Genomic DNA, 24,375 nt, shown 5'->3' with positions numbered 1-24,375 from the left:
GGCCAGGTCAGGGGTGGGGTGGACTAGTTGCCGACCTTGTCCGGCTCGCTGGCGCGCAGCATGTCCTCGCGCTCCACGACCTTCACCCGCTCGCGGCCCTCCGGCTCGCCGAGGGCGCGCTCGTGCGCGTCCAGGCGGTACCAGCCGGCCCAGGTGGTGAACGGAATGCCCTTGGCCTCCAGGAACTCGGTCACGGCCTCCGGCTCCGGCTTGGCGGCCGGGGTGAAGGTCGGGGCGTCGTCGAGCAGGCAGGCGATGGTCTCGTTGGCGTCGCCCTTGGTGTGGCCGATGAGACCGACCGGGCCGCGCTTGATCCAGCCGGTGACATAGGTCTGCGGCAGGTACCGCGCCGCGCCGTCGGCATCCTCGTCGATCAGCACGCGACCGGCCTCATTGGGCACGGTGCCGGCCTGGTCGTCGAACGGCAGCGACGGAATGTTCTGCGACAGGTAGCCGACCGCGCGGTACACGGCCTGGATGTCCCAGTCCTTGAACTCGCCGGTGCCCTTGCAGTTGCCGGTGCCATCGAGCTGGGTGCGCTCGGTGCGCAGGCCCACCACCTTGCCGTCCGCGCCGAGGATTTCGGCGGGGGATTCGAAGAAGTGCAGGAACAGCTTGTGCGGGCGGGCGCCGACATCGCGAATGGCCCACTGCTCCAAGGTGTTGCAGATCATGTCGACCTGCTTGGAATGGCGGCGGGCCGCTTCCGAGCCCTCGTCGTAGTCGATGTCCTCGGGATCGACGATGACCTCGATGGTCGGCGAGTGGTCGAGCTCGCGCAGTTCGAGGGGGGTGAACTTGGCCTGCGCGGGACCGCGGCGGCCGAAGACGTGCACTTCCAGGGCCTTGTTGGCCTTGAGGCCCTCGTAGACGTTCGGCGGGATCTCGGTCGGCAGCAGTTCGTCGCCGGTCTTGGCGAGCACGCGCGCCACGTCCAGGGCGACATTGCCGACGCCGAGCACGGCGACCTTCTCGGCCTCGAGCGGCCAGGTGCGCGGCACGTCCGGGTGCCCGTCGTACCAGGACACGAAGTCGGCGGCGCCGTAGGAGCCGTCCAGGTCGATGCCCGGGATCTCCAGGGCGCGGTCGGCATTGGCGCCGGTGGAGAAGATGACCGCGTCGTAGAAGCCCTGCAGGTCCTCGAGGGTGATGTCGACGCCGTAGTCGATATTGCCGAGCAGGCGGACCTGCGGCTTGTCGAGCACCTTGTGCAGGGCGGTGATGATGCCCTTGATGCGCGGGTGGTCGGGTGCGACGCCGTAGCGGATGAGACCGAACGGAGCGGGCATCCGCTCGTACAGGTCGATGCTCACCTCGGCGTCGGATTTCATCAACGCGTCGGCGGCATAGATGCCCGCGGGGCCGGCGCCCACGATCGCAATGCGGAGCGGGCGGGTCGCTGCACTCTGTTCGGTCATTCTTATGCGCACCCTCTGGTTGGAGCTACGTGTCGTCGGCCTGCGGCCTTCGTTCTTAGCTTAGGCTAAGTTGATGGCCTGGCTGCGGGTGGTGCCTGGATCGGAACCCCCGACGCTGCGGCGTTGCTGCGTGGTTCTGGTAATTCCCGCATTTTTGCGGGAATTGTGCCGATTCTAATCGTGCGTCTGGATTGTCCCCCGCGTCGGTGTGCCGGCCACCGGCGGCCCCTCCTGCTTGTGAGTACCCGGTGTCGCGGTCATTGCACCCATTCCGACCAGGCATGATCTAGTCATGAGCGATGACGGCCAATCCGATCAGCCAATTAAAATCAGCCAGAGCGAAACTCGTTCACTGTGGCCGTTCCTGCTGGCTGCGGGCGTAATCCTGGTCGTCATCATCGGCATTGTGGTCGCTGCCCTGGTGTCGCCGGTTGAGAAGAATGTCACAGACCGCGACCGGCTCGCGGTGGCCGCCAGCGCCTTCACCCAATCCCGCAGCGGCACCGACGTCCTGGATCCGAATACGGTGTGCCAGGGCTTCGACGAGAACCGCTCACCCTTGAGCAACCCTCGTGACGAGGGCGTCCAGTTCGAATTCGTGCGCCTCGACGATCCGGTGATCACCGGTGATCGCGCCACCGCGCAGGTCACCTACCGGGCCGATGGCGCGGAACGGACCGCGACCTGGACCTTCACCAGGTCCGGCAGCCGCTGGCTGGTCTGCGACTGAAAGGTTTGACAGCCGGGCTCCGGCCCAGGCACTCTCATCCCAGGTCATGAGTACCAGCGTCAAGCCCCGGCTGGCTGGTCGGCAACCCTCCTCCGCGGTGGGGTGCTCCGGGTGACGACCTGGCCGCGCACCGGAAAATGGTGCGGCAAGTGCGGATTCACAGGAGGTTCGAAGTGAGCTACGCGGGTGACATCACGCCGAAACAGGCGTGGGAACTGTTGCGGGACAATCCGGATGCGGTGCTGGTGGATGTGCGCACCGAAGCCGAATGGCGATTCGTCGGCGTGCCCGACACCAGCGGTATCGGCCGGCCGACCGCGCTCATCGAGTGGGTGGACACCAGCGGCACGCCGAATGCCCGGTTCGTGGATCAGCTGAAGCAGGCGCTGGCCGATCGCGCCGCCGACTCGGACGCGCCGGTCATCTTCATCTGCCGGTCCGGTCAGCGGTCCATCGGCGCGGCCACCGCCGCCACCGCCGTCGGCTTCGCGCCGGCGTTCAATGTGGTCGAGGGTTTCGAAGGCGCGCTGGACGCGCGCGGGCATCGCGGCCAGACCGGCTGGCGGGCCGATGGTCTTCCGTGGAGGCAGTCATGATCAGGGCAATCTCTCGGGCCGAGTCCCGTTGTCGGGCGGCGGTTCCGGCGTTGGCGGCGGGCCGATGGTGCTCTGTCGATTGGAGGCAGTCATGATCAGGGCAATCTCTCGGGCCGAGTCCCGTTGTCGGGCGGCGGTTCCGGCGTTGGCGGCGGGCCGATGGTGCTCTGTCGATTGGAGGCAGTCATGATCACCGGTGGCTCGTTCGACAAGCCGCTGCCCGAGGGCGTCGGCCCCGCCACCCTGGGCGTGCGCGGCGGCATCCGGCGGTCCGGTTACGACGAGACGTCCGAGGCGCTGTTCCTGAACTCGGGTTTCGTCTATGAGAGCGCCGAGGCGGCGGAGGCCTCCTTCACCGGCGATATCGAGCATTTCGTCTACTCCCGCTACGGCAATCCCACCGTCGCCATGTTCGAGGAGCGACTGCGGCTGATCGACGGCGCCGAGGCGGCCTTCGCCACGGCGTCGGGCATGTCGGCCGTGTTCACCGCCCTGGGCGCACTGCTCGGCGCGGGTGACCGCCTGGTCGCCGCGCGCAGCCTGTTCGGCTCGTGTTTCGTGGTGGCCAATGAGATCCTGCCGCGCTGGGGCGTGGAGACCGTCTTCGTCGACGGTGAGGATCTGGAGCAGTGGGAGCGGGCGCTGTCCGTGCCCACCCAGGCCGTGTTCTTCGAGACCCCCTCGAACCCCATGCAGACCCTGGTGGACGTCCGCCGCGTCACCGAGCTCGCGCACGCCGCGGGCGCGAAGGTGGTGCTGGACAATGTCTTCGCCACCCCGCTGCTGCAGCGCGGCTTCGACCTCGGCGCGGATGTGCTCGTCTACTCCGGCACCAAGCACATCGACGGCCAGGGCCGGGTGCTCGGCGGCGCCATTCTGGGCCCGCACGACTACATCGACGGCCCGGTGAAGAACCTCATGCGCCACACCGGTCCGGCGCTGAGCCCGTTCAATGCCTGGACGCTGCTCAAGGGCCTGGAGACCATGCCGCTGCGGGTGCGGCAGTCCAATGCCTCCGCTCTGCGCATCGCCGAATTCCTGGAGCGGCATCCGGCGGTCTCCTGGGTGAAATACCCGTTCCTGCCCTCGCATCCGCAGTACGAGCTGGCCAAGAGCCAGATGTCGGGCGGCGGCACCGTGGTCACCTTCGAACTGGCGGCGCCCGCGGACGAGGCCAAGAAGCGCGCCTTCGAGGTGCTCAACCGCCTGCGCATCATCGATATCTCCAACAATCTCGGTGATGCGAAGACGCTGATCACGCATCCGGCCACCACCACCCATCGTGCGATGGGGCCGGAAGGCCGTGCGAGCATCGGGCTTTCGGATGGCGTGGTGCGCATCTCGATCGGCCTGGAGGATGTCGAGGATCTGCTCGGCGATCTGGATCACGCACTGAGCTGAGAGTTTTCGCCGTGAGGCCGGAACCGTCTGTCGACGGTTCCGGCCTTCGTCGTTTTCCGGGACCGACTCATTGACAGTGTGCTGTCAAATATGACAGGATACTGTCATGACGATGAAGACAGTGCACCTGGCCATCTACGACACCTTCTCCGACTGGGAGACCGGCCACGCCACCGCGCACATCAACCGCGCGATGTGGCAGCGGGAACCGGGAACCTGGCAGGTCAAGACGGTCGGGCCGACCGCGGAGCCGGTCGTCTCGGCGGGCGGCATGCGGGTCGTGCCGGACGTCGTCCTCGCCGATCTCTCCCCGGCGGACAGCGCCATGCTGATCCTGCCCGGCGCAGATACCTGGGAGAGCGGCGAACTCGCGGCATTCGCGGCCAAGGCGGCCGAATTCCTCGCGGCGGGCGTGCCGGTGGCCGCCATCTGCGGGTCGACCTTCGGTCTCGCGGCGGCGGGCCTGCTCGATAATCGCCCGCACACCAGCAATGCGGCGGAATACCTTGCCTTCAGCGGATATTCGGGCGGTGATCACTTCGTGTACGAACCCGCTGTGCGCGACGGCGATCTGATCACCGCCAGCGGCACCAAGCCGGTCGATTTCGCCCGGGCCATCTTCGCGCGGCTCGGCGTCTACGAGCCGCACATTCTCGACGCGTGGACCAAGCTCTACGCCGACAGCGATCCGGCCGGATTCTTCGCCCTCGCCGAGTACGAGGAGAAGCGGTCGGCCGAGCAGGCGGCGCGGTGAACGCCGAACAGGAACTGTTCAGTACGGCGGCGATCACGTCGTTCCGGCTCAATGGCCAATTCCTCGCCATCGCCGAGGAATTGGCCAAGCCGGCCGGCATTACCGCGGCCTGGTGGCAGGTGCTCGGCGCGGTGCTGCACGAGCCGCTGCCGGTGGCCGGGGTCGCGCGGGCGATGGGCATTACCCGGCAGAGTGTGCAGCGCATCGCGGATCTGCTGGTGGACAAGGGTTTGGCCGAGTACCGGCCGAATCCGGCGCATCGGCGCGCCAAGCTCGTGGCCATTACCGAGGACGGTCACGAGGCGCTGCGGCGGATCGAGCCGCAGCACGCGAAGATGGCGGCCCGGTTGACGGCCGAACTCGGCGCCGAACGGCTGGCGCGGATCGTCGACGGTCTGACCGAGCTGTCCGCTGCGCTCGACGCGCTGGAGTCCGCGCCGGAATGAGTGAGCCCGCGCCAAGGGGAGAGAGCCCGCGCCCGAGCGAGTAGTCCGCGCTCGAACAAGCCGAATCCGCGCCCGGGCGGGTCGAATCCGCGCCCGGCCGCGAAGTGTTCAGGCCGCGAACGGGTCCTTGGTGTGGCCGACCAGGTCGGCGACCGACTTCAGGATGCTGGTCGGGCGGTACGGGTACTGCTCGACCGTGGACTGGGTGGAGATGCCGGTGGTCACCAGGATGGTGCGCATTCCGGCTTCCAGGCCGGAGATCACATCGGTGTCCATGCGGTCGCCGATCATGACGCTGGACTGCGAGTGCGCGCCGATGCGCCGCAGCGCCGACCGCATCATGAGCGGGTTCGGCTTGCCCACGTAGTACGGCTCCCTGCCGGTGGCCCGGGTGATGAGCGCGGCCACCGAACCCGTGGCGGGCAGGATGCCCTCGCGGGAGGGCCCGGTGACATCGGGATTGGTGGCGATGAAGCGCGCGCCCGCCGAGATGAGGCGGATGGCGGTGGTGATGGCCTCGAAGGAGTAGGTGCGGGTCTCGCCGAGCACCACATAGTCCGGATCGCTGTCGGTGAGCACGTAGCCGACCTCGTGCAGGGCCGTGGTGAGGCCGGATTCGCCCACCACGTAAGCGGTTCCATGGGGCCGCTGTTCCTTGAGGAAGGTCGCGGTGGCCAGTGCGGAGGTCCAGATGGACTCGACCGGGATGTCGAGGCCGGTGTGCCGCAGCCGCGCCTGCAGATCGCGCGCGGTGTAGATCGAGTTGTTGGTGAGCACCAAGAACGGAATCTCGTTGTCGCGGAGCTCGGCCAGGAACTGATCGGCTCCCGGGATCATGTGGTTCTCGTGCACCAGGACGCCGTCCATGTCGGTCAGGTACGAGAGGATCGGTTCATCGGTGGAGGTCACACCGCCGAGTCTAATTAGCGTCCGGTTTGCCCGGGCTCGGATGGCCCAGCTGCCGGTGCGACCCCTGACACACCCGCGCCCGGAGCTGACTATCGTCGAGTGCGAGCCGCGCGCCGGGCGACCTGCCGCGCGCGACCCCCGGGAGATCAGCCCGGACAACTAGCGCAGCAAGGCGACAGGAGTGGCGCAGGTGAAGAACCTCAAGCTCGGATACAAGGCGTCGGCGGAACAGTTCGGTCCCCGCGAACTGGTGGAGATCGCGGTGGCGGCCGAGGAGCACGGCCTGGACAGCGCGACCGTGAGCGATCACTTCCAGCCCTGGCGGCACAATGGCGGGCACGCGCCCTTCTCGCTGGCGTGGATGGCGGCGGTGGGCGAGCGCACCGAGCGCATTCAGCTCGGCACCTCGGTGCTGACGCCGACCTTCCGCTACAACCCGGCGGTCATCGCGCAGGCCTTCGCCACCATGGGCTGCCTGTACCCGGATCGCATCATGCTGGGTGTGGGCAGCGGTGAGGCGCTGAACGAGATCGCCACCGGCTTCCAGGGCGAATGGCCGGAATTCAAGGAGCGTTTCGCGCGGCTGCGGGAGTCGGTGGAGCTCATGCGGGCGCTGTGGACCGGCGACCGGGTGGACTTCGACGGGCAGTACTACAAGACCGTCGGCGCTTCCATCTACGACGTGCCCAAGGGCGGCATCCCGGTCTACATCGCGGCGGGCGGCCCGCTGGTGGCCCGGTACGCGGGGCGCGCGGGCGACGGTTTCATCTGCACCTCCGGCAAGGGTATGGACCTCTACACCGAGAAGCTCATGCCGGCGGTGGCCGAGGGCGCGGCCAAGGCCGGGCGGACGGTGGAGGACATCGATCGGATGATCGAGATCAAGATCTCCTACGACACCGATCCCGAACTGGCGCTGGAGAATACGCGTTTCTGGGCGCCGCTGTCGCTGACCGCCGAGCAGAAGCACTCCATTACCGATCCCATCGAGATGGAGGCCGCCGCCGACGCGCTGCCCATCGAGCAGATCGCCAAGCGCTGGATCGTGGCCAGCGATCCGGATCAGGCGGTGGAGCTGATCAAGCCGTACCTGGACGCGGGCCTGAACCACCTGGTCTTCCACGCCCCGGGTCACGACCAGATGCGGTTCCTCGACCTGTTCAAGCGCGATCTCGCGCCGCGCCTGCGCGCCCTCGCGTAGGCCGCTGCGGATTTCCGCCTGGCTCAGACCTCGGCGAGCTCGACCGGCGACAGCTTCCACCGCCCGCCGCCGGCGAGTTCGAGGCGCTGAGTGTGGTGCCGGTCCACCGTGCTGCGATGCGCCACGCTCACCAGCACGGTGTCCGGCGCCTCGGTCCGCACCAGGTGGTAGAGCGTGAATTCGAGGCCCTCGTCGACCGCCGAGGTGGCCTCGTCGAGGAAGGCCAGTTTCGGCTGCAGCAGCAGGATGCGCGCGAACGCGACCCGCTGCTGCTCACCGGGGGAAAGCGTTGACGCCCAGTCGATCACCTCGTCCAGGCGGTCGCTCAGATGCCCGAGGTTGACCTTGACCAGCACCTCGCGCAGCCGCGCCTCGCCGATCCCGCCGGGACCGGCCGGGTAGGTGAGGGCGCCGCGCAGATCCCCGAGCGGAATGTAGGGCCGCTGCGACAGGAACAATGTGTCATTGCCGAGCGGTCGTTTCACCCGGCCTTCGGTGTAGGGCCACAGTTCGCCGATACTGCGCAGCAGCGTCGTCTTCCCCACGCCGGACGGGCCTTTCACCACCAGCGCGTCGCCCGACCGCAGCCGCAGCGAGAGATCGGCGATGAGCTCGGTGCCGTCCGGCTTGCTCACCCACACCTCCTCCAGCTCCAATCCGGTTGGCGTATCGGCGGTTTCGATGACCGGCAGCTCCCGCCCCTTGCGGTCGGCCTCGCGCAGCCCGTCGAGACGAATGAGGGTGGCGCGGTAGTAGGTGAACGCGTCGTAGGAGGTCTGCGGCATGGACAGCGCGCTCTGCACCTGACCGAATGCGCTGGCCGCCTGCTGGAGATCGCCCAGCGTGGTGGTGCCGGCGAAGACGCGGGGGCCCAGCAGCACCACGGTGAACACATTGGCGGCCTGCTGGGTCACCAGATTCCAGCCGTAGAACTTCAGCAACCGGTACACCCGCGCCCAGGCATTGTCGATGACCGCGCCGAACCGGTTGTCCAGCTCCTCCCGCTCCTCGCGTTCACCGTGGTAGAAGGCCACGTTCTCGGCGTTCTCGCGCAACCGCACCAGCGCGAAACGGTAATCGGCGGTGCGCCGCTGGAACCAGAAGTTCAGTTTGATGAGCGGATTCGCGATCCAGAACGCGACGACGGTGGCGAAGGCGATCCACAGGAAGGCCGCGAACACCAGCGCCTTGGGAATGGTCGTGCCGAGGACCGTGATCGGTCCGGACAGCCGCCACAGGATGGGCGTGAAGGACACCAGTGTGAGCCCGCTGCCGATGACGCCGTTGCCGCTGATCGAGTACGGCCCGACATTGCCGCCGAAGCACAGCGCGTAGGACCCGTCCACGAAGTCCTTCACGTCCTGCTGGATGCGCTGGTCGGCATTGTCGATGGTCTTGTCGATGAACCGGCTGCGGTAGTACGCCTTCCCGCTCGTCCAGTCGTCGAGATAGCGCGTGTTCAGCCATTGCCACCAATGGATTTGGAAGGCCTGCTGCAGGTAGTAGGCGACCATGCCCATGGTGACGATGATGGCGGCCAGCACGCCGAACACCGCGAGGCTCTGCCAGAACAGCGATTGCGCGTGGTCGGTCGATGTGCCTTCCGCGTACGCCTGCACGCCGCGCTGCAGCGAGGTGTACAGGTCGTTGTAGAAGTAGGTGACCAGCACCGTCATCCGCACGCTGTAGACCGCGAGCAGCAGCACCACCGCGAACAGTCCCCAGGCCGGCCAGCTCTGCCGCCCGGTGAAGTACCCGCCGCCGATCCGCCAGAACATGCGTCCCCACTCGGTGAACCGCACGATGGCGGCGGCGCCGAGAAGGAAGACGATCGCGGTGATGACGAAGGCTTTCGCGATCCAGAACAGGCTGTGAAACGTTTCGTGTCCCCAGTCGAGACCGGAAGCGCCGACCATGCCGCGGAGCCTATCGGCAAACGATCAGCGCGCTGTGGCACAGCGCACGTGTCGCCTGGTCCACAGCGAATCGGCACATAACGGTCGGTAGGCTTTGCGGCTATGGCTGCCCACACGGTTTCCAGTGTGTACATCGCGTCCCCCGAGGGTGACACCGGCAAGTCGACGGTGGCGCTCGGCGTGCTCCAGGCACTGGCCGCCACCACGCCGCGGGTGGGCGTGTTCCGGCCCATCACGCGGTCGGCCACCGGCCGCGACTACATCCTGGAACTGCTGCTCGAGCACTCCACCGCGGATGTGGACTACGACGACGCCGTCGGCGTCACCTACGAGCAGGTGCACGCCGATCCGGACGCCGCCATCAGCGAGATCGTCATGCGCTATCACGCCATGGCCAAGCACTGCGATGCCGTGCTCATCGTGGGCAGCGACTACACCGATGTGGCCAGCCCCAGCGAGCTGCGCTACAACGCCCGCATCGCGGTGAACCTGGGCGCGCCGGTGCTGCTGGTGGTCAAGGGCGCGGACCGCCGGCCCGAGGAGCTCATCCAGCTGGTCGAGCTGTGCCGCGGCGAGCTGGTGGGCGAGCACGCCAAACTGGTCGCCGTCATCGCCAACCGCTGCGCTCCCGAGCAGATCGACGCCGACAGCGCCGCGCTGGCGCAGGCCGCCCTGGTGCCGTCCTGGACGCTGCCCGAGGTGCCGCTGCTCACCGCGCCCACCATGGAGGAGCTGCGCGAGGCCATCGGCGGCGAAATCTACAGCGGCGACCCGGAACTCATGCAGCGCGAAGCCCTCGACGTGATCATCGGCGGCATGACCACCGAGCACATTCTGGAGCGGCTCACCGACAGCGTGGCCGTCATCGCCCCCGGCGATCGCTCCGACGTGCTGCTGGCGCTGGTGAACGCCCATGAGGCGGAAGGGTTTCCGTCGCTGTCCGGGATCATCATGAACGGCGGTATGAAGCCCGCGCCGTCCATCGCCCGGCTTATCGAGGGCCTCAAGCCCAAGCTGCCCATCCTGGCCACCGACCTGGGCACCTTCGAGACCGCCAAGGCCGCCGCCAACACCCGCGGCCGGGTGTCGCTGTCCAGCATCCGCAAGGTGGACACCGCGCTGGCGCTCATGGAGGAGCGGGTGGATGTGCGGGAACTCTTGCAGCAGATCGAGGTTCCCATCCCGAGCGTGGTGACCCCGCAGATGTTCGAGTACCAGCTCATCGAGCGGGCCCGCGGCGACCGCAAGCGCATCGTGCTGCCCGAGGGCGACGACGACCGCATTCTGCGCGCCGCCGGCCGGGTGCTGCAGCGCAAGATCGCCGATCTGACCATTCTGGGCGAGGAGGCCGCCGTGCGCGGCCGCGCCGCCGAGCTCGGCGTGGACATCGACGCCGCCGAGGTGCTCGATCCCAAGACCTGCCCGCTGCGCGACGAATTCGCCGAGGAGTACGCGCGGCTGCGCGCCCACAAGGGCATGACGGTGGATCGCGCCCGCGAATTCATGAGCGACATCTCGTATTTCGGCACCATGATGGTGCACATGGGCGTGGCCGACGGCATGGTCTCCGGTGCGGCGCACACCACCGCGCACACCATCCGCCCGTCCTTCGAGATCATCAAGACCACGCCGGGCGTTTCCACGGTGTCGAGCGTCTTCCTCATGTGCCTGGCCGACCGGGTGCTGGTCTACGGCGACTGCGCGGTGGTGCCCGATCCGACCTCGGATCAGCTGGCCGATATCGCCATCTCCTCGGCGACCACCGCGAACCAGTTCGGCATTTCGCCGCGGGTGGCCATGCTGTCCTACTCGACCGGCGAATCCGGGTCCGGCGCGGATGTGGACAAGGTGCGCGCCGCCACCAAGCTGGTGCACGATCGCGCGCCGGAACTGCTGGTGGAGGGCCCGATTCAGTACGACGCCGCCATCGAGCCCGCGGTGGCGCGCACCAAGCTGCCGGATTCGGCGGTGGCCGGGCAGGCGACGGTGTTCATTTTCCCGGACCTCAATACGGGTAACAACACCTACAAGGCCGTGCAGCGCAGCGCCGGCGCGGTCGCCATCGGCCCGGTGCTGCAGGGTCTGCGCAAGCCGGTCAACGACCTGTCGCGCGGCGCGCTGGTCGCCGACATCGTGAACACCGTGGCGATCACCGCCATTCAGGCCCAGCAGGAGGCGCAGTGAAGGTCCTGGTGATCAATTCCGGGTCGTCGTCCATCAAATACCAGCTGCTGGACGCGGATTCGGCGGCCGTGGTGGCCTCCGGCGTGGTGCAGCGCATCGGGGAACCCGTCGCCGACGGGTCGCCGACCATCGAACACAAAACCGACGGAGAGACTTTCACCCACGACGGCGAGGTGCCCGACCACGCCGCCGGGCTGCGGCTGGTGTTCGAGCTGTTCGCCGCGAGCGGGCACGATCTGGCCGAGGAGGGACTGGGCGCGGTCGGGCACCGGGTGGTGCACGGCGGCGAGGTGTTCTACGAGCCCACGCTGATCGACGACAAGGTCGTGGAGGCCATCTCGGATCTGTCCGCGCTCGCGCCGCTGCACAATCCGGCCAATGTGGTCGGCATCGAGGGCGCCCGCGCGCTGCTGCCGGACGTGCCGCAGGTGGCGGTCTTCGACACCGCCTTCTTCCACGGGCTGCCCGCCGCCGCCAAGACCTACGCCATCGACGCGGAAGTCGCCGCCGCGCACGGCGTCCGGCGCTACGGCTTCCACGGCACCTCGCACGAATACGTCTCCGGGCAGGTCGCGGAATTCCTGGGCCGGGACCGCGGCGAGCTGAACCAGATCGTGCTGCACCTGGGCAACGGCGCCTCCGCCTCGGCCGTGCGCGGCGGCAAGGCCGTCGACACCACCATGGGCCTGACGCCGCTCGAGGGCCTGGTGATGGGCACCCGCTCCGGTGATCTCGATCCGGGCATCATCTTCCACCTCATCCGCACCGCGGGCATGGACGTGGACGATGTGGACGCACTGCTCAATCGCCGCTCCGGCATCAAGGGCCTGTCCGGCGTGAACGACTTCCGCGAACTCGGGCAGCTCATCGAAACCGGCGATGCGGCAGCGCGACTCGCCTTCGAGGTCTACATCCACCGGCTGCGGCGCTATATCGGCGCGTACCTGGTGGAGCTGGGCCGGGTGGATGCCATCACCTTCACCGCCGGGGTCGGCGAGAACGACGCCGCGGTGCGGGCGGCGGCACTGGCCGGGCTGGAGCACTTCGGCATTCGGGTCGACGCGGCCCGCAATACCGCGAAAGACCGCTCCGCCCGCTACATCTCGCCCGCGGGGGCGGAGGTGGCCGTGCTGGTCGTGCCCACCAACGAGGAGCTCGCCATCGCCCGCGCCTCCGCCCGCCTGGTCTCCCCCGCCTCTCCGCGTATTTAGCGCCCGGCTGAGAGCCGTGCACACTCGGCCACGCGTGCACGCGGTTGGGAGCCGACCCGATTTTGGCCGTACCCGGTGAGTTACCCGGACCTTGCGAGATCAGTTGTCGCGTTCCGGGGATAAACCACCTTCACGAAAACATCATGATCGCTTTGGCACAGTGGTTCCCGGATCCGGTTCCTCCGGTCCACCGGAATCCGTGCCACGAGACGCACCTGCGGTCGGGGTTGAACTCTCCCTCGCCTGCCCCTACCGGCCTGCGGCTGCCCCCGCAGGCCGCCGCAGTCGTGGACATCAGGGATCCCCGGATGCCGGACCCGATCCGGTCCCGCCACCGTTGGCTCGGGCGGGGCCGGATCGGGGCTGTGCGGTACGCGGGGGAGTCAGAACCAGGATTTGGCCCGCACCGCATTGGCGAGATCGACCAGGGCGTAGCGGTGGGTCCGGCCCGGCGCCGAGCGCGCCAGCCCGCGCAGACCGGATTCGATGCCGCGGCGCAGCTCGCGTTCGGTGAACGGTGCGCGGAAGATCCTGGTGTCCATGGTTTTCGGGATCTTCCCGGCCTGCAGCCAGCCCAGCGCGGTGCCCAGCACCAGCACCCGCAGCTGCGCCGTGCGGCTCTCCCCGGGCGGCAGCGCCTGCACCCGGGCGGCGGCCACGTGCAGGATCGATTCGTCGAGTTCGTGCACGGGCGCGGAGGTCAGCAGCATCAGCACCGCCGTCATGCGCGCCTCCGCATAGTGCCGGGACGCGGGCGGCACCTCGTCCAGCGCGTGCACGGCGGCGGTGACGTTCCCGCTCGCGGCCAGCTGCCGGGCCAGCCCGAAGGCCGCGCTCACCACGCCGCGATCGGTGCGCCAGACGGTGGCGTAATACTTCTCGGCGTAGGCGCGCCACTGCTCCGGATCGGCGGAGTCCCATTGCTGCAGAATGAGTTCCGCGGTCGCCGCCAGCGCCAGCTTGGGCGCGATCTCGCCCGGCAGCGCCTGCAGCACGGCATCGAAGCGCTGGAAGGCGCTCTCGTAATCCTGTTCCAGCAGTTCGGTCATGCCCAGGTACCAGTCGATGCGCCAGTCCCCGACCGCGGGCGCGGCTTCCTCGAGCAGGCGCTGCAACAGCAGCCGGGCGGCAGCGGGCTCCTCCAGATCGAGGTGGGCGCGCGCCTCGGCCAAGGTGACCTCGAGCTCGAAAGTATCGGGCGCGCCGCCGGGTTCGGCCGCGGCCCGCTGCCGGGCATGGCGCAGTTCGTCCAGGGCGTGCTCGGGCTCCGGATGCGCCGCACCGGCCAGCAGCGGGGCGGAGGGGTCGGCCGGATCGACGATCGGCACCGGCAGCGCCGCCATCACCTCGCGCGGACGCAGCAGCGTGCTGCGCGCGATGCCGTCGATCAGCCCGTCGGTCTGGGCCACGTACTCCGCGGTGCCGAAGCTGGTGCGCGGCGGGCTGAAAAGCGTTGACAGCTGCGGATGTTCGGTGCCGGTCTCAGCCGCCAGGATCTCGCGCAGCACGCCGGTGAGCTGGCCGGCGAACAATCGGGCGGTGGGGAAGCGGCGCTCCGGATCCGGATCGGTGGCGCGCAGCAGCAGACGGTGATAGAACTCGTGCCGCGCCAGCACCGGCTGCGTTGCCGCGTCCGGAATGCCCTCGACGTAAGCGCCCTTCTCCATGGGCATGTCGAGGGTCAGCACGGCCAGGGTGCGGCCCACCGTGTAGATGTCCGAGGCCACGGTCGGCCCGGTCCGGGCGATCTCGGGAGCCTGGAAACCCCTGGTGCCGTACAGGTTTCCGTACGCCTCGAACTGCGCGACCGCGCCCAGGTCGATGAGCTCCACCCGATCGCTGGTGACCATGATGTTGTCCGGCTTGAGATCGTTGTAGGCCAGCCCCACCGAATGCAGATAGTCCAGCGCCGGAAGCACTTCCAGCACATAGGCGATGGCCTCGGTGACCGGCATCCGCTCGGGTTTGGCGTACTTGTCGAGCATGTCGCGCAGCGAATGCCCGCCCACGTACTCCATGACGATGTACCCGATCGGCTCCCCGTCGGGTCCGGGATGCTCCACGAAATTGTGGATCTTCACGATGCCGGGATGCACGACCTCCGCGAGGAACTGCCGCTCCGCCACGGCAACAGCCTGCGCCTCCGCGTCACCGGCATGCAAGAGGCCCTTGAGCACCACCCACCGGTCGCTCACATTCCGATCGATGGCGAGATAGATCCAGCCCAGCCCGCCGTGCGCGATGCACCCTTGGATCTCGTACTGCCCGGCCACCCGATCGCCCGGCATGAGCGAGGGCCGGAAATCATAAGGCGCCCCGCACGTCTCACAGGTCCCGGTGGTCGTGGCGGGCTTGGTCGCGCTCGCCCGCCCCACCGGCTTCCCGCACCGCCAGCAGAACCGCCGCCCCTCCTTGACCTCCGGATCCGCCAGCACCGCCCGCTCCGGATCCACCGGCTCCACTGCCGGAATCGGCACCAGCCCGGCTCCCAGCCGCCGCACCGGCGGCCGCGGCCGCGTCAGCCGCTGCGTGCGCTGCGACGGCCGCGTCGGCGTCCGCCCATCGCCCTCGGACCCGGTCCCGGGCTCCGGCCGCCCGCTACCCGCGGCTCCCGAAACCTCCTGCACCCCATTGCCCGTCGTACCTTCGGAGTCCTCGGCTTCACGCAGGTGAGCGCGGGTCTCCTCGCCGAATTCACCGCCGCGGACGGTGGCAGCGGTCGCGGCGCCGTCGTCATCGCCCCGTGTGGTGGCGCGAGTCGCCTCCCCCGAGTCTCCGCCGCGCGCACCCGCTCGCGTCGCATCACCGCCCTCGCCCGCAGCGGGCGCCCCTTGCGCACCGCCTCCACCCCGCAAGGTCGCTCGGGTCGCCCCGCCGCCGTCGTCGCCTGCGGTGGTTCGCGTCGCCGCGTCGTTGTTCCCGCCTGGGGTGGCGGACGGCCCATCCGTGTCGCCGATCGCGCGCTCCGTGCCGTGGGCCGGTTGACCGCCTGCGTGCCCGGCCGCGTCCGGGCGGCCGGTGGCGCGCGTGGGTTCCCCGCCGTCGGCGGGTTGGCCGGCGGGGGCGGGATTCTCGGGTTCGGCGGGTTCGGTCATATCAGTCCTGGTACCTCGGAAGCGGCGGTACCGCGGCGTCGCCGAGCACGGTGGCGAGCCACTGCCTGTAGAGGCGATTCCACGTGCCGTCGCCGCGAATCCGTTCCAGGGTGCCGTTCACGTAACGGACCAGATCATCGGCGTCCTTGGGCATGCCGATGCCGTAGTTCTCGGTGCTCAGGTCGGGGCCGACGACCTCGGTGAGCGGGTCCTGCACGGCGAGGCCGGCGAGAATGGCGTCATCGGTGCTGATGGCGTCCACCTGGCGCTGCTGCAGCACCACCAGACAGTCGGCCCAGCTGGGGACGGTGAGGATGGAGGCGGCGGGCTGCTCGCGGCGGATGCGGTCCAGGGAGGTGGTGCCGCGGACCACGCACACGCGCTTGCCCGCCAGATCCCCGAGACCGCCTATCCCGGAATTGCGGACCGTCAGCACCCGCTGGTGCGCTTGCAGATAGGGCGTGGAGAACGAAACGCGCTGGCGCCGATCACACGTGATGGTCATGGTCTTCACCACGACGTCGACGGACTTCTCCTGCAGCGCGCGTTCGCGATCGGCCGAGCCGAGAATGCGGTATTCGATGAGCTCCGGATTGCCGAGCAGATCGCGCGCCAGCTCGCGGGCGATGTCCACGTCGAAACCGGCGAGCGCGCCGGTGGTCGGATCGCGGAAGCTGAAGAGGTTACTGCCCGGATCCAGCCCCACCAATAGTCGCCCGCGCGCCCGGATCGCCTGGATGGTGGGCCCGTCCTTGCTGGTGGGCCGCAGGCTGGCGGTCGGATCGTCACAGGTCTGGGTGTCCGGCGGCAGCGGTGCGTGGGTCTGCGCCGCAACGGCTCCCGAGGGCAGCGGCGGCTCCACATAACTCGGTACCCGGGTCGACGGCGCGGGCGGCGGGTCCTCGGTGCTACAGCCGACGGCCATGGTCAGCGACAGCGCGGCCAGCGCCGCGGCCAGGATGCGTCTTCGGCTCGTCATCGGTACTCCCGTAGTCGCGGCCACAGCCCGGCGGCAATGAACACCGCCGCCGCGGTGCTCAGCACCAGCGCTCCCGGCGCCAGCAGATCGAGCGTGCGGGCGGCATGGGAGGTATTGGTGCGCAACATGTTCCGGCTGTCGGAAATGCCGTCGGCGAGGGCCTTGTCGAGGGCGTCCACCTGCGCGGTGGCCTCATTGGCCCCGGGCCCGGTGGCCACCGCGCCCGCGCCGATGAAATCGCCGCGCGAGAGCGCCTCGTTCATGCGCTGATGCGCGGCCAGCCAGCGATCCAGCGCCGCGCCGGCGCTGCCGACATCCTTCGCGCCGGGCGCGTCGCCCGGATAGCCGAGCAGGATCGCCTTCAGCTTGCCGGTGGCCGCGTCGTAGGTGCGGTCGTATTCGGCGCTGGTATCGCGGCGCACCAGTTTCAGCGTCTCCGCGGTGCGCGCCTGCTGCGCCAGGATCCGGCTCTCGGTGAGCGCGGCGGCGGGAATGCTGCCGTAATCCCGCGAATGCGTGGTCGACACCGCCGAGATGACCCCCGCGATCACCGTCCAGGACAACAGCACCACCATGGTCCCGGTGGCCAGCAGCAACCCCGCGTTCAGCACGCGATGCCAGCGCCGGAACAGGAACCACTGCGCGGCCACCAGCGCGCCTACCGCCAGCAGCGGCAGCACGATGGCCGGCCACGGCGGCCGCACATGATTGCGCTGGGTGGCGGTAATGGCCTCGGAGCGATGCTCCTGCAATTCCTGCGCCATCGGCAGCATGGTGGCCTGCATGAGATTGGAGGCCTCGCTGAGATAGGCCGCCCCGACCGGGAAGCCGCTGCGATTATTGGCGCGCGCGGTCTCCACCAGGCCGCAGTACACCGGGATCCCGGTGGCGATGCCGGTGCGCAGATGGGTGTCGGAGTCCCCGCCGGTCCGATTGGACTGGGTCACCAGTTCGGCCGCCGCCTCGCCGACGGCCTGGTTGTAGCGGTCGCGCACGGTTTTCGGTTCCAGCCCGCCGGAGATGAACGCGGTGCCCGCGGAGGCGTCGGCCACCGACAGCGCGGTGTAGAGCCGCTGCGCCGAGAAGGCATCCGGTTCGGCCTGCACCAGCAGCACGTCCAGGGCGTGTTGCCGATCGTTGACCGCCATGGCGGTGACCGCGCCGGCCGCCACGCACATACTCAGCAGAATCAAACCGACCGCAATCAATTTGGCCGGTGAGGATTGCGCGAAGATCCGCAGTTCGGTGGTCGCGAGACGTTCGCGGACGGCGGCGGCAGCGGCCCGCGGTGACAGCTCGTCGAGCCGCAACTGCTCGGTGCGAGCCATGCTCACCTCCCACTTACCGAAAACGATCGCCCGACTGGTTTCTGTCGATTGAGCTTATTGTGGACGTACCGATGCCGTGACGCGGGAACACCCGCCGGTCCGCACGGTGGATTCGAGGGATGGGATCGAGTATGCGTGGTGACGGCGACGGCTGGTCGAAAAGTCCCGATGGGAGTCGGCACTGGGGCCGATTCGGAGCTGCTGGACTGTTGCTGCGCGCCCCGCTCGCGGACGGCGGTTCGGCCGTGCTGCTCCAGCACCGCGCCGCGTGGAGCCATCAGGGCGGCACCTGGGCCCTGCCCGGCGGCGCCCGCGACAGCCATGAGACCACCGTGCACGCCGCCGTCCGCGAGGCCGGCGAGGAAGCGGGCATCACCCCCGACGCCATCCGGGTGCGCGGCTCCCGGGTGACCACCACCGCGCCCAGCGGCTGGACGTACACCACGGTCATCGCCGATGCCGCCGCCCCACTGCGCACCCGCGGCAATATGGAGAGCCGCGAACTGGCGTGGATTCCCGAGGACGAGGTGGACGCCCGCGAACTGCATCCGGGCTTCGCCGCCGCCTGGCCCACGCTGCGCGCCACCCCGATCGGCGTCAGCCTGGACGGCCTGGCCGATCCGGCGGCGGTGGCGGCCGCATTGCCACGGACGCTGGATCTGCCCGGGGAGGGCTTCCTCTGGTTGCGGGCCGCGGCCAATGGGAACGGCCGCACCGCCCGGATCGCGGCCGCCGATCCACCCGCGGGGCCGACCGATTTGGCCGGAAATGTGTTGTTGCTCACCTTGGCCCAAGTGTTGTCTTAGATGCGTGAGCATCCGTGAAGTCCCCACGTACTGCCGGATCTGCGAACCGCTCTGCGGACTGATCGCCACCGTCGAGGACGGCAAGCTGGTGCGCCTGCGCCCGGACAAGACGCATCCGCTGTCCCAGGGCACGGCCTGCCCGAAGGGCATTGCCTTCACCGATATCCAGAACGATCCGGATCGCGTGCTCTACCCGCTGCGCCGCCGGCCCGACGGCGAATTCGAGCGCGTCTCCTGGGATACCGCCCTGGACGAGATCGGCGCCCGCCTGCGCACCCTCATCGGTGCGCACGGCCGGGAAAGTCTCGGCTGGTATTTCGGCAATCCGGCCACGTTCTCCTATTCACACACCCTGTGGATAGTCGGCTTCCAGCTCGCCGCGGGCCTGCGCCATGTGTATTCCGCAGGGTCCCAGGACATCAACAATCGCTTCGTCGCCAGCCACCTGCTCTACGGCTCGCTCACCTCGGTGCCCGTCCCCGACCTGGACCGCACCGATTTCCTGCTCATGCTCGGCGCCAATCCGCTGGTGTCGCACGGCAGTGCGATCAGCGCCCCGCGAATTCGCGAGAAGCTCACCGCCATCCCCAAGCGCGGCGGCCGGGTGGTGGTCGTGGATCCGCGCCGCACCGAAACCGCCCGTCTCTTCGAGCATGTCGGCATCCGGGCGGACGGTGATGCCTGGCTGCTCGCCGCGCTCTTGCAGGTGATCTTCGCCGAGGGCCTCGAGGATCGCCCGGCGCTGCAACGTTACGCCGCGGGCGTGCGCGAATTGCGGCGGGCCGTAGCCGGTTTCACGCCCGAAGCCACCGCCGCGAGCACCGGTCTCGAACCGGATCGGGTGCGCACCATGGCCCGTGACCTTGCCCGCGCCGAATCCGCCGCCGTCTACGGCCGCACCGGCACCTGCCTGGGCAGGCACGCCACCCTGGTCGCGTTCCTGATCGATGCGCTCGCCTTGGTGACCGGCAATCTGGACCGTCCCGGCGGCTGTGTGTTCGGCAAGGAGCTGGTGGCCGTCTCCAAACTCAATGCCCGCCTGGGCCTGATCGGCTACGGCAGGACACGTTCCCGCGTAGGCGATTTCCCGGATGTGCTGGGCACCTTCCCGGCGGCCGTCATGGCCAAGGAGATCACCACCCCCGGTCCGGGCCGGCTGCGCGCCCTGTTCACCTCGGCGGGCAACCCGGCCTCCTCGGTCCCCAATACGCGCGAATTGTCCACAGCCCTGTCCCAACTCGATCTCTTCGTGTCGATAGACCTGTACATCAACGACACCAACCGGCTGGCCGACTACATCCTCCCCGCCACCACATTCCTGGAACGCGACGATCTCCCGCTGCCCTTCACCGCGCTGTCCACGACCCCGTACACGCAATACACCGAGCGGGTCCTGGAACCGTACGGCGAGGCGCGGGAGGAATGGCAGATCATCGACGCCATCGCCACGCGAATCGGCATCCAGCCCTTCGTCCTCGGTCCCGCCCGTGCGGCCGGTCGCGTCCTGAGCGGCCTGCGCCGCCTGCCCGGCGGATCCGCGGCCCGCCCCACCCCGCCGCTGCTCGCTGATCTGGCACTGCGCACCGGCCCGTACGGCGACTGGTTCGGGCTGCGCCGCGGCGGCCTGAGCCTGCGCATGCTGCGCCGCCACCCGCACGGCATCGTGCTGGCCGACAGGATCGCCACCGGCGTGCTGCGGGAAGTGGTGCAGCACAAGGGCGGCCGCGTCCAGCTGGCCCCGCCGGAGATCATCGCCGAACTGGAGTCGCTGACCGCGCCGCCGCAGGATCCCACCTACCCACTGCGGGTAATCGGCCTGCGTGAGTTGAAATCCCACAACTCCTGGATGCACAACTCCGAACTGCTCATGCGCGGCGACCGCGACCACAGCGCCCGCATCCACCCCAAAGACGCAGCCGCATCGGGCATCTCCGACGGCGACCGCTGCCGCGTCAGCTCACCCCATGGCTCGATCGAGGTGACCGCCCGGCTGACCGAGGACATGACCGAGGGCACGGTGGCCATTCCGCACGGCTGGGGGCACCGCGGCGGCTGGCGGCGGGCCAATGCCGCCGGCGGCGCCAATGTCAACGACCTCATGTCCACGGACACCAGCGATGTCGAACGCCTGGCGGGCATGTCGAACCTCAATGGCGTGCCCATCCGGCTCGACCCGGTGGCCTCGGCTTGACCTCGACCCGATGGCCTCGGTCCGGCACTGCCCGGGCCTAGGGGGCGACGTTGTCGAGGAGGCGCTGCTTGAGGGCGCGCGCCGCGGCCTCGGGATCCCGGGCCTCGGTGATGGCGCGGACCACCACGACGCGAGTCGCCCCGGCCGACAGCACTTCCTGCAGGTGCTCGTCGTCGATGCCGCCGATGGCGAACCACGGGCGGTGCGGGTGGGATTCGGCGGTGGAGCGCACCAGCTCCAGCCCCGAGGGCTGGCGACCGGGCTTGGTGGGCGTCGCGTAGACGGGCCCGGTGCAGAAGTAATCGAGGTGCTCGTCGACGGCCGCCAGCCCGGCCTGGGCGCGGTTGTTGGTGGAGCGGCCGATCACCACATCCGGACCGAGCAGGCGGCGGGCGTACCAGGGCGGCAGATCGTTCTGCCCCAGATGCAGCACATCGGCGCCGGCCGCGAAGGCGACATCGGCGCGGTCGTTCACCGCGACCAGGGCGCCGTGGCGGCGGGCGGCGGCCTTCAATTCGGCCAGGGCGCCGAGTTCGGCCTTGGCCTCGAGCGGGCCGAACTTCTTCTCCCCGGCGGAACCCTTGTCGCGCAGCTGGATGATGTCGACGCCGCCGGCCAGCGCCGCTTCGGCGAATCGGGCCAGGTCGCCCTTCTCCCGGCGGGCGTCGGTGCACAGGTACAGCCGGGCGCTGGCCAGGCGCTCCCGCGGTGGTACTGGCCGGTTCGGGTGGGAGGGTTGCACCTCCATGACGGTAGTCGCGCTAACGTGGGTACGGGAAACGAGCCGCGTCCGCGCAGTCCGCGCGACGTTGTGCACCGCGCCCGCCGGACGCGCAAGGCTCCGGAGCAGAACACAGCGTCTGCGCGCGACATAAGTGCAGGTCCCGGAGGTTCCGGGCTAGTGAGGTTGAATTATGCGGACTCTGGCCGTCGTCGGCGGCGGCGTCATCGGGCTGTCGGCGGCCTGGCGCGCCGCCGAATCGGGCTGGACGGTCACGCTGTACGACCCGGCGATCGGAACCGGAGCCTCCTGGGTGGCGGGCGGCATGCTCGCCCCGCTCTCGGAAGGCTGGCCCGGTGAGGACGCCGCACTGGAATTCGGCGGCGCCTCCCTCGCGCGCTGGCCGGACTTCGCGGCCCGCCTGAAGTCCGCCACGGGCGTGGACGTCATCACGGCCGACGAGACGCTGACGGTGGCGCTCGACGCCGCCGACGCGGCGGATCTGCGCACCATTGCCGACTGGGTCAACGCCCACGATCTGCCCGTCCCGGCAAGCGCTGCCGCTGCCACCGATCTGTCCTCCGCGCACGCCGTCACTGCCGCCGAACGGTCCAACTCGACGCTTACGGCCGTTCCCGCCGAGTCCGCGCTCGGATCGCAGGATCGGGCCGGGCCGGATGCGGTGCGCGGCCTTCGCCTGCTGGATCGGGCGGGAGTCCGCGCGGCCGAGCCGAGTCTGGGGCGCGGCGTCAGAGCCGGTCTGCTGTCTCCTGCCGAACCCGCGGTCGACAATCGCGCGCTCGTGGCGGCGCTGCGGGACGCCTGTGTGGCGGCCGGGGTGAGCCTGCGACCGGAAAAGGTCCACGCCCTGGACGATCTGCCGCAGGACCGGATCGTGCTCGCCGCCGGCGCGGCGGCCGCCGAGCTGTGGCCGAGGTTGCCCGTCCGCCCGGTGAAGGGCGAGATCCTGCGCCTGCGCCGCCGCCCGAGCGCGCCCGTGCCGCCGCGGCGCGTCATTCGCGCCCGCGTGCACGGCCGTCCCATCTATCTGGTCCCGCGGCACGATGGAATCGTGCTGGGCGCAACCCAATACGAGGCGGGCTTCGACACCGCGGTCACCGTCGCCGGCGTGCGCGATCTGATCACCGATGCCGAAACCGTCTTCCCGGGTATCGGCGAATACGAATTCGCGGAGGCCACGGCGGGTTCCCGGCCCGGCACCCCGGACAATCTGCCGCTGATCGGCCATCTCGACGAGCGCGTCATCGCCGCGACCGGGCACGGCCGGAATGGAATTCTCGGCGTCCCGGTTACTGCTGACGCCGTGCTCGCTCTGCTGGCGGACACCGAGCTGCCCGAGGCCCGAGCCGCCGCCCCCGGCCGCTTCGCCGCCGGGCGCGAGACCGCCGCCGACTCGCAGCGTTCGCACGCTGCCACACGTTTGTCCTGAGGAGGAGTTTCGATGACAGCAATCCCCATCGGCGTCACCGTCAACGGTGCGGATCACCAGTTCGCCGAACCTCCGACGGTGCGCGAGCTGCTGGAGACCCTGAACCTGCCGTGTCAAGGCGTCGCGGTGGCGGTCGACGGCGCGCTGTTCCCCAAGTCCCGCTGGGACGAGCGGGTCGGGCGCGGCTGGGAGATCGAGGTGCTCACGGCGGTGCAGGGTGGATAACGGTATGGAACCCCTGGTGATCGCGGGCCGCAGCTTCGGCTCCCGGCTGATCATGGGCACCGGCGGCGCGGAGAACCTGGCGGTGCTGGAGGAGGCCCTGGTGGCCTCGGGCACCGAGCTCACCACGGTCGCCATGCGCCGGGTGGACGCCGCCGGCGGCACCGGCGTGCTGGATCTGCTCAAGCGCCTGGAGATCGCGCCGCTGCCCAATACCGCGGGCTGCCGCACCGCCGCCGAGGCCGTGCTCACCGCCCAGCTGGCCCGCGAGGCCCTCGAAACCGATTGGGTCAAGCTGGAAGTCATCGCCGACGAGCGCACCCTGCTCCCGGACGCCATCGAATTGGTCAGCGCCGCAGAGCAGTTGGTGGACGACGGTTTCACCGTGCTGCCCTACACCACCGACGATCCGGTGCTGGCCCGCCGCCTCGAGGACGCCGGCTGCGCGGCTGTCATGCCGCTGGGCTCGCCCATCGGCACCGGTCTGGGCATCGGTAATCCGCACAATATCGAGATGATCGTCGCCGACGCGGGGGTCCCGGTGATCCTGGACGCGGGCATCGGCACCGCCAGCGACGCGGCCCTGGCCATGGAACTGGGCTGCTCCGCGGTGCTGCTGGCCACGGCGGTCACCCGCGCCCGCAAGCCCGCCACCATGGCGGCGGCCATGGCCGCGGCGGTGCAGGCCGGATACCTGGCTCGCGAAGCGGGCCGGATTCCGAAGCGGTTCTGGGCACAGGCCTCGTCGCCGGGGTTCTGACCTCGATCGGAGCGCCGGGGGCCACCTCGGGGTAAGCCCCCTGGCGTATACCGGGAC

General features: G+C 69.4%; 20 protein-coding genes and 1 riboswitch. Of the genes, 13 read left to right on the top strand and 7 right to left on the bottom strand.

What is annotated here, in order from left to right:
* Positions 1-23: 23 nt before the first annotated feature.
* On the bottom strand, positions 24-1,418 hold the full coding sequence (locus ACYQ5L_RS37170; RefSeq protein ID WP_459962903.1) for an FAD-dependent oxidoreductase: 1,395 nt from the start codon (positions 1,416-1,418) through the stop codon (positions 24-26).
* Between the two features lie 292 nt (positions 1,419-1,710).
* Between ACYQ5L_RS37170 and ACYQ5L_RS37165 the strand changes: the two genes are divergently transcribed.
* The 5 genes from ACYQ5L_RS37165 (at position 1,711) to ACYQ5L_RS37145 (ending at position 5,345) form a co-directional block, all read left to right on the top strand.
* On the top strand, positions 1,711-2,148 hold the full coding sequence (locus ACYQ5L_RS37165) for an Rv0361 family membrane protein (protein ID WP_459962902.1): 438 nt from the start codon (positions 1,711-1,713) through the stop codon (positions 2,146-2,148).
* Between the two features lie 42 nt (positions 2,149-2,190).
* Positions 2,191-2,306, top strand: a riboswitch (SAM riboswitch).
* Between the two features lie 15 nt (positions 2,307-2,321).
* Entirely contained in the window at positions 2,322-2,744 is a 423-nt protein-coding gene (locus tag ACYQ5L_RS37160) for a rhodanese-like domain-containing protein (RefSeq protein ID WP_459962901.1), read from the top strand.
* A gap of 186 nt (positions 2,745-2,930) precedes the next feature.
* Positions 2,931-4,145, top strand: a complete 1,215-nt coding sequence (locus ACYQ5L_RS37155; protein ID WP_459962900.1) for an O-succinylhomoserine sulfhydrylase — start codon at positions 2,931-2,933, stop codon at positions 4,143-4,145.
* Between the two features lie 112 nt (positions 4,146-4,257).
* A complete protein-coding gene (locus ACYQ5L_RS37150; RefSeq protein WP_459963656.1) occupies positions 4,258-4,899 on the top strand; it encodes a DJ-1/PfpI family protein in 642 nt (213 codons plus the stop codon).
* Positions 4,896-5,345, top strand: a complete 450-nt coding sequence (locus ACYQ5L_RS37145; protein ID WP_459962899.1) for a MarR family winged helix-turn-helix transcriptional regulator — start codon at positions 4,896-4,898, stop codon at positions 5,343-5,345. Before ACYQ5L_RS37150 ends, ACYQ5L_RS37145 begins: the two co-directional genes overlap by 4 nt.
* A gap of 108 nt (positions 5,346-5,453) precedes the next feature.
* Here the strand turns inward: ACYQ5L_RS37145 and ACYQ5L_RS37140 are convergent, their stop codons facing one another.
* Positions 5,454-6,254, bottom strand: a complete 801-nt coding sequence (locus ACYQ5L_RS37140) for an HAD-IIA family hydrolase (RefSeq protein ID WP_459962898.1) — start codon at positions 6,252-6,254, stop codon at positions 5,454-5,456.
* Positions 6,255-6,444: 190 nt separating this feature from the next.
* Between ACYQ5L_RS37140 and fgd the strand changes: the two genes are divergently transcribed.
* On the top strand, positions 6,445-7,455 hold the full coding sequence (gene fgd, locus ACYQ5L_RS37135) for a glucose-6-phosphate dehydrogenase (coenzyme-F420) (RefSeq protein ID WP_379197033.1): 1,011 nt from the start codon (positions 6,445-6,447) through the stop codon (positions 7,453-7,455).
* Between the two features lie 23 nt (positions 7,456-7,478).
* Here the strand turns inward: fgd and ACYQ5L_RS37130 are convergent, their stop codons facing one another.
* The gene (locus tag ACYQ5L_RS37130; protein ID WP_459962896.1) at positions 7,479-9,371 is read right to left on the bottom strand and encodes an ABC transporter ATP-binding protein/permease; all 1,893 of its coding nucleotides are present in this window, start codon (positions 9,369-9,371) and stop codon (positions 7,479-7,481) included.
* A 102-nt stretch (positions 9,372-9,473) separates the two neighbouring features.
* Here ACYQ5L_RS37130 and pta point away from each other — a divergent pair, with 102 nt between their 5' ends.
* Together pta and ACYQ5L_RS37120 are read left to right on the top strand one after the other, a co-directional pair.
* Complete coding sequence (gene pta / locus ACYQ5L_RS37125; RefSeq protein ID WP_459962895.1) at positions 9,474-11,555, top strand: phosphate acetyltransferase; 2,082 nt, start codon at positions 9,474-9,476, stop codon at positions 11,553-11,555.
* Positions 11,552-12,766: an acetate kinase gene (locus ACYQ5L_RS37120; protein WP_459962894.1), complete on the top strand. Its 1,215-nt coding sequence runs from the start codon at positions 11,552-11,554 to the stop codon at positions 12,764-12,766. Before pta ends, ACYQ5L_RS37120 begins: the two co-directional genes overlap by 4 nt.
* Before the next feature lie 383 nt (positions 12,767-13,149).
* Here the strand turns inward: ACYQ5L_RS37120 and ACYQ5L_RS37115 are convergent, their stop codons facing one another.
* From ACYQ5L_RS37115 to ACYQ5L_RS37105, 3 genes are read right to left on the bottom strand one after another with little or no spacing between them, the layout of a single operon-like run.
* A complete protein-coding gene (locus tag ACYQ5L_RS37115) occupies positions 13,150-15,861 on the bottom strand; it encodes a tetratricopeptide repeat protein (RefSeq protein WP_459962893.1) in 2,712 nt (903 codons plus the stop codon).
* 1 nt (position 15,862) lies between these two features.
* Positions 15,863-16,840 (bottom strand): glutamate ABC transporter substrate-binding protein, encoded by a 978-nt coding sequence (locus ACYQ5L_RS37110; RefSeq protein ID WP_459962892.1) that lies wholly within the window; start codon positions 16,838-16,840, stop codon positions 15,863-15,865.
* A complete protein-coding gene (locus ACYQ5L_RS37105) occupies positions 16,837-18,168 on the bottom strand; it encodes a hypothetical protein (protein WP_459962891.1) in 1,332 nt (443 codons plus the stop codon). The genes ACYQ5L_RS37110 and ACYQ5L_RS37105 overlap by 4 nt, the downstream gene beginning before the upstream one ends.
* Before the next feature lie 131 nt (positions 18,169-18,299).
* Between ACYQ5L_RS37105 and ACYQ5L_RS37100 the strand changes: the two genes are divergently transcribed.
* Together ACYQ5L_RS37100 and ACYQ5L_RS37095 are read left to right on the top strand one after the other, a co-directional pair.
* Positions 18,300-18,974 (top strand): NUDIX hydrolase, encoded by a 675-nt coding sequence (locus ACYQ5L_RS37100; RefSeq protein ID WP_459963655.1) that lies wholly within the window; start codon positions 18,300-18,302, stop codon positions 18,972-18,974.
* Positions 18,975-18,978: 4 nt separating this feature from the next.
* On the top strand, positions 18,979-21,165 hold the full coding sequence (locus ACYQ5L_RS37095) for a molybdopterin-containing oxidoreductase family protein (RefSeq protein WP_459962890.1): 2,187 nt from the start codon (positions 18,979-18,981) through the stop codon (positions 21,163-21,165).
* A 37-nt stretch (positions 21,166-21,202) separates the two neighbouring features.
* On the opposite strand, the gene thiE is transcribed toward ACYQ5L_RS37095, so the two are convergent.
* The gene (gene thiE / locus ACYQ5L_RS37090) at positions 21,203-21,907 is read right to left on the bottom strand and encodes a thiamine phosphate synthase (protein WP_459962888.1); all 705 of its coding nucleotides are present in this window, start codon (positions 21,905-21,907) and stop codon (positions 21,203-21,205) included.
* Between the two features lie 172 nt (positions 21,908-22,079).
* On the opposite strand from thiE, the gene ACYQ5L_RS37085 reads away from it, so the two are divergent.
* From ACYQ5L_RS37085 to thiG, 3 genes are read left to right on the top strand one after another with little or no spacing between them, the layout of a single operon-like run.
* Complete coding sequence (locus ACYQ5L_RS37085; protein ID WP_459962887.1) at positions 22,080-23,336, top strand: FAD-dependent oxidoreductase; 1,257 nt, start codon at positions 22,080-22,082, stop codon at positions 23,334-23,336.
* Positions 23,337-23,348: 12 nt separating this feature from the next.
* Entirely contained in the window at positions 23,349-23,561 is a 213-nt protein-coding gene (gene thiS, locus ACYQ5L_RS37080; protein ID WP_067546934.1) for a sulfur carrier protein ThiS, read from the top strand.
* A gap of 4 nt (positions 23,562-23,565) precedes the next feature.
* Positions 23,566-24,318, top strand: a complete 753-nt coding sequence (gene thiG / locus ACYQ5L_RS37075; RefSeq protein ID WP_459962886.1) for a thiazole synthase — start codon at positions 23,566-23,568, stop codon at positions 24,316-24,318.
* Positions 24,319-24,375: the final 57 nt, after the last annotated feature.

It is taken from the genome of Nocardia sp. IFM 10818 (assembly GCF_054655275.1).
This window is presented reverse-complemented; position numbering and strand designations above follow the sequence as displayed.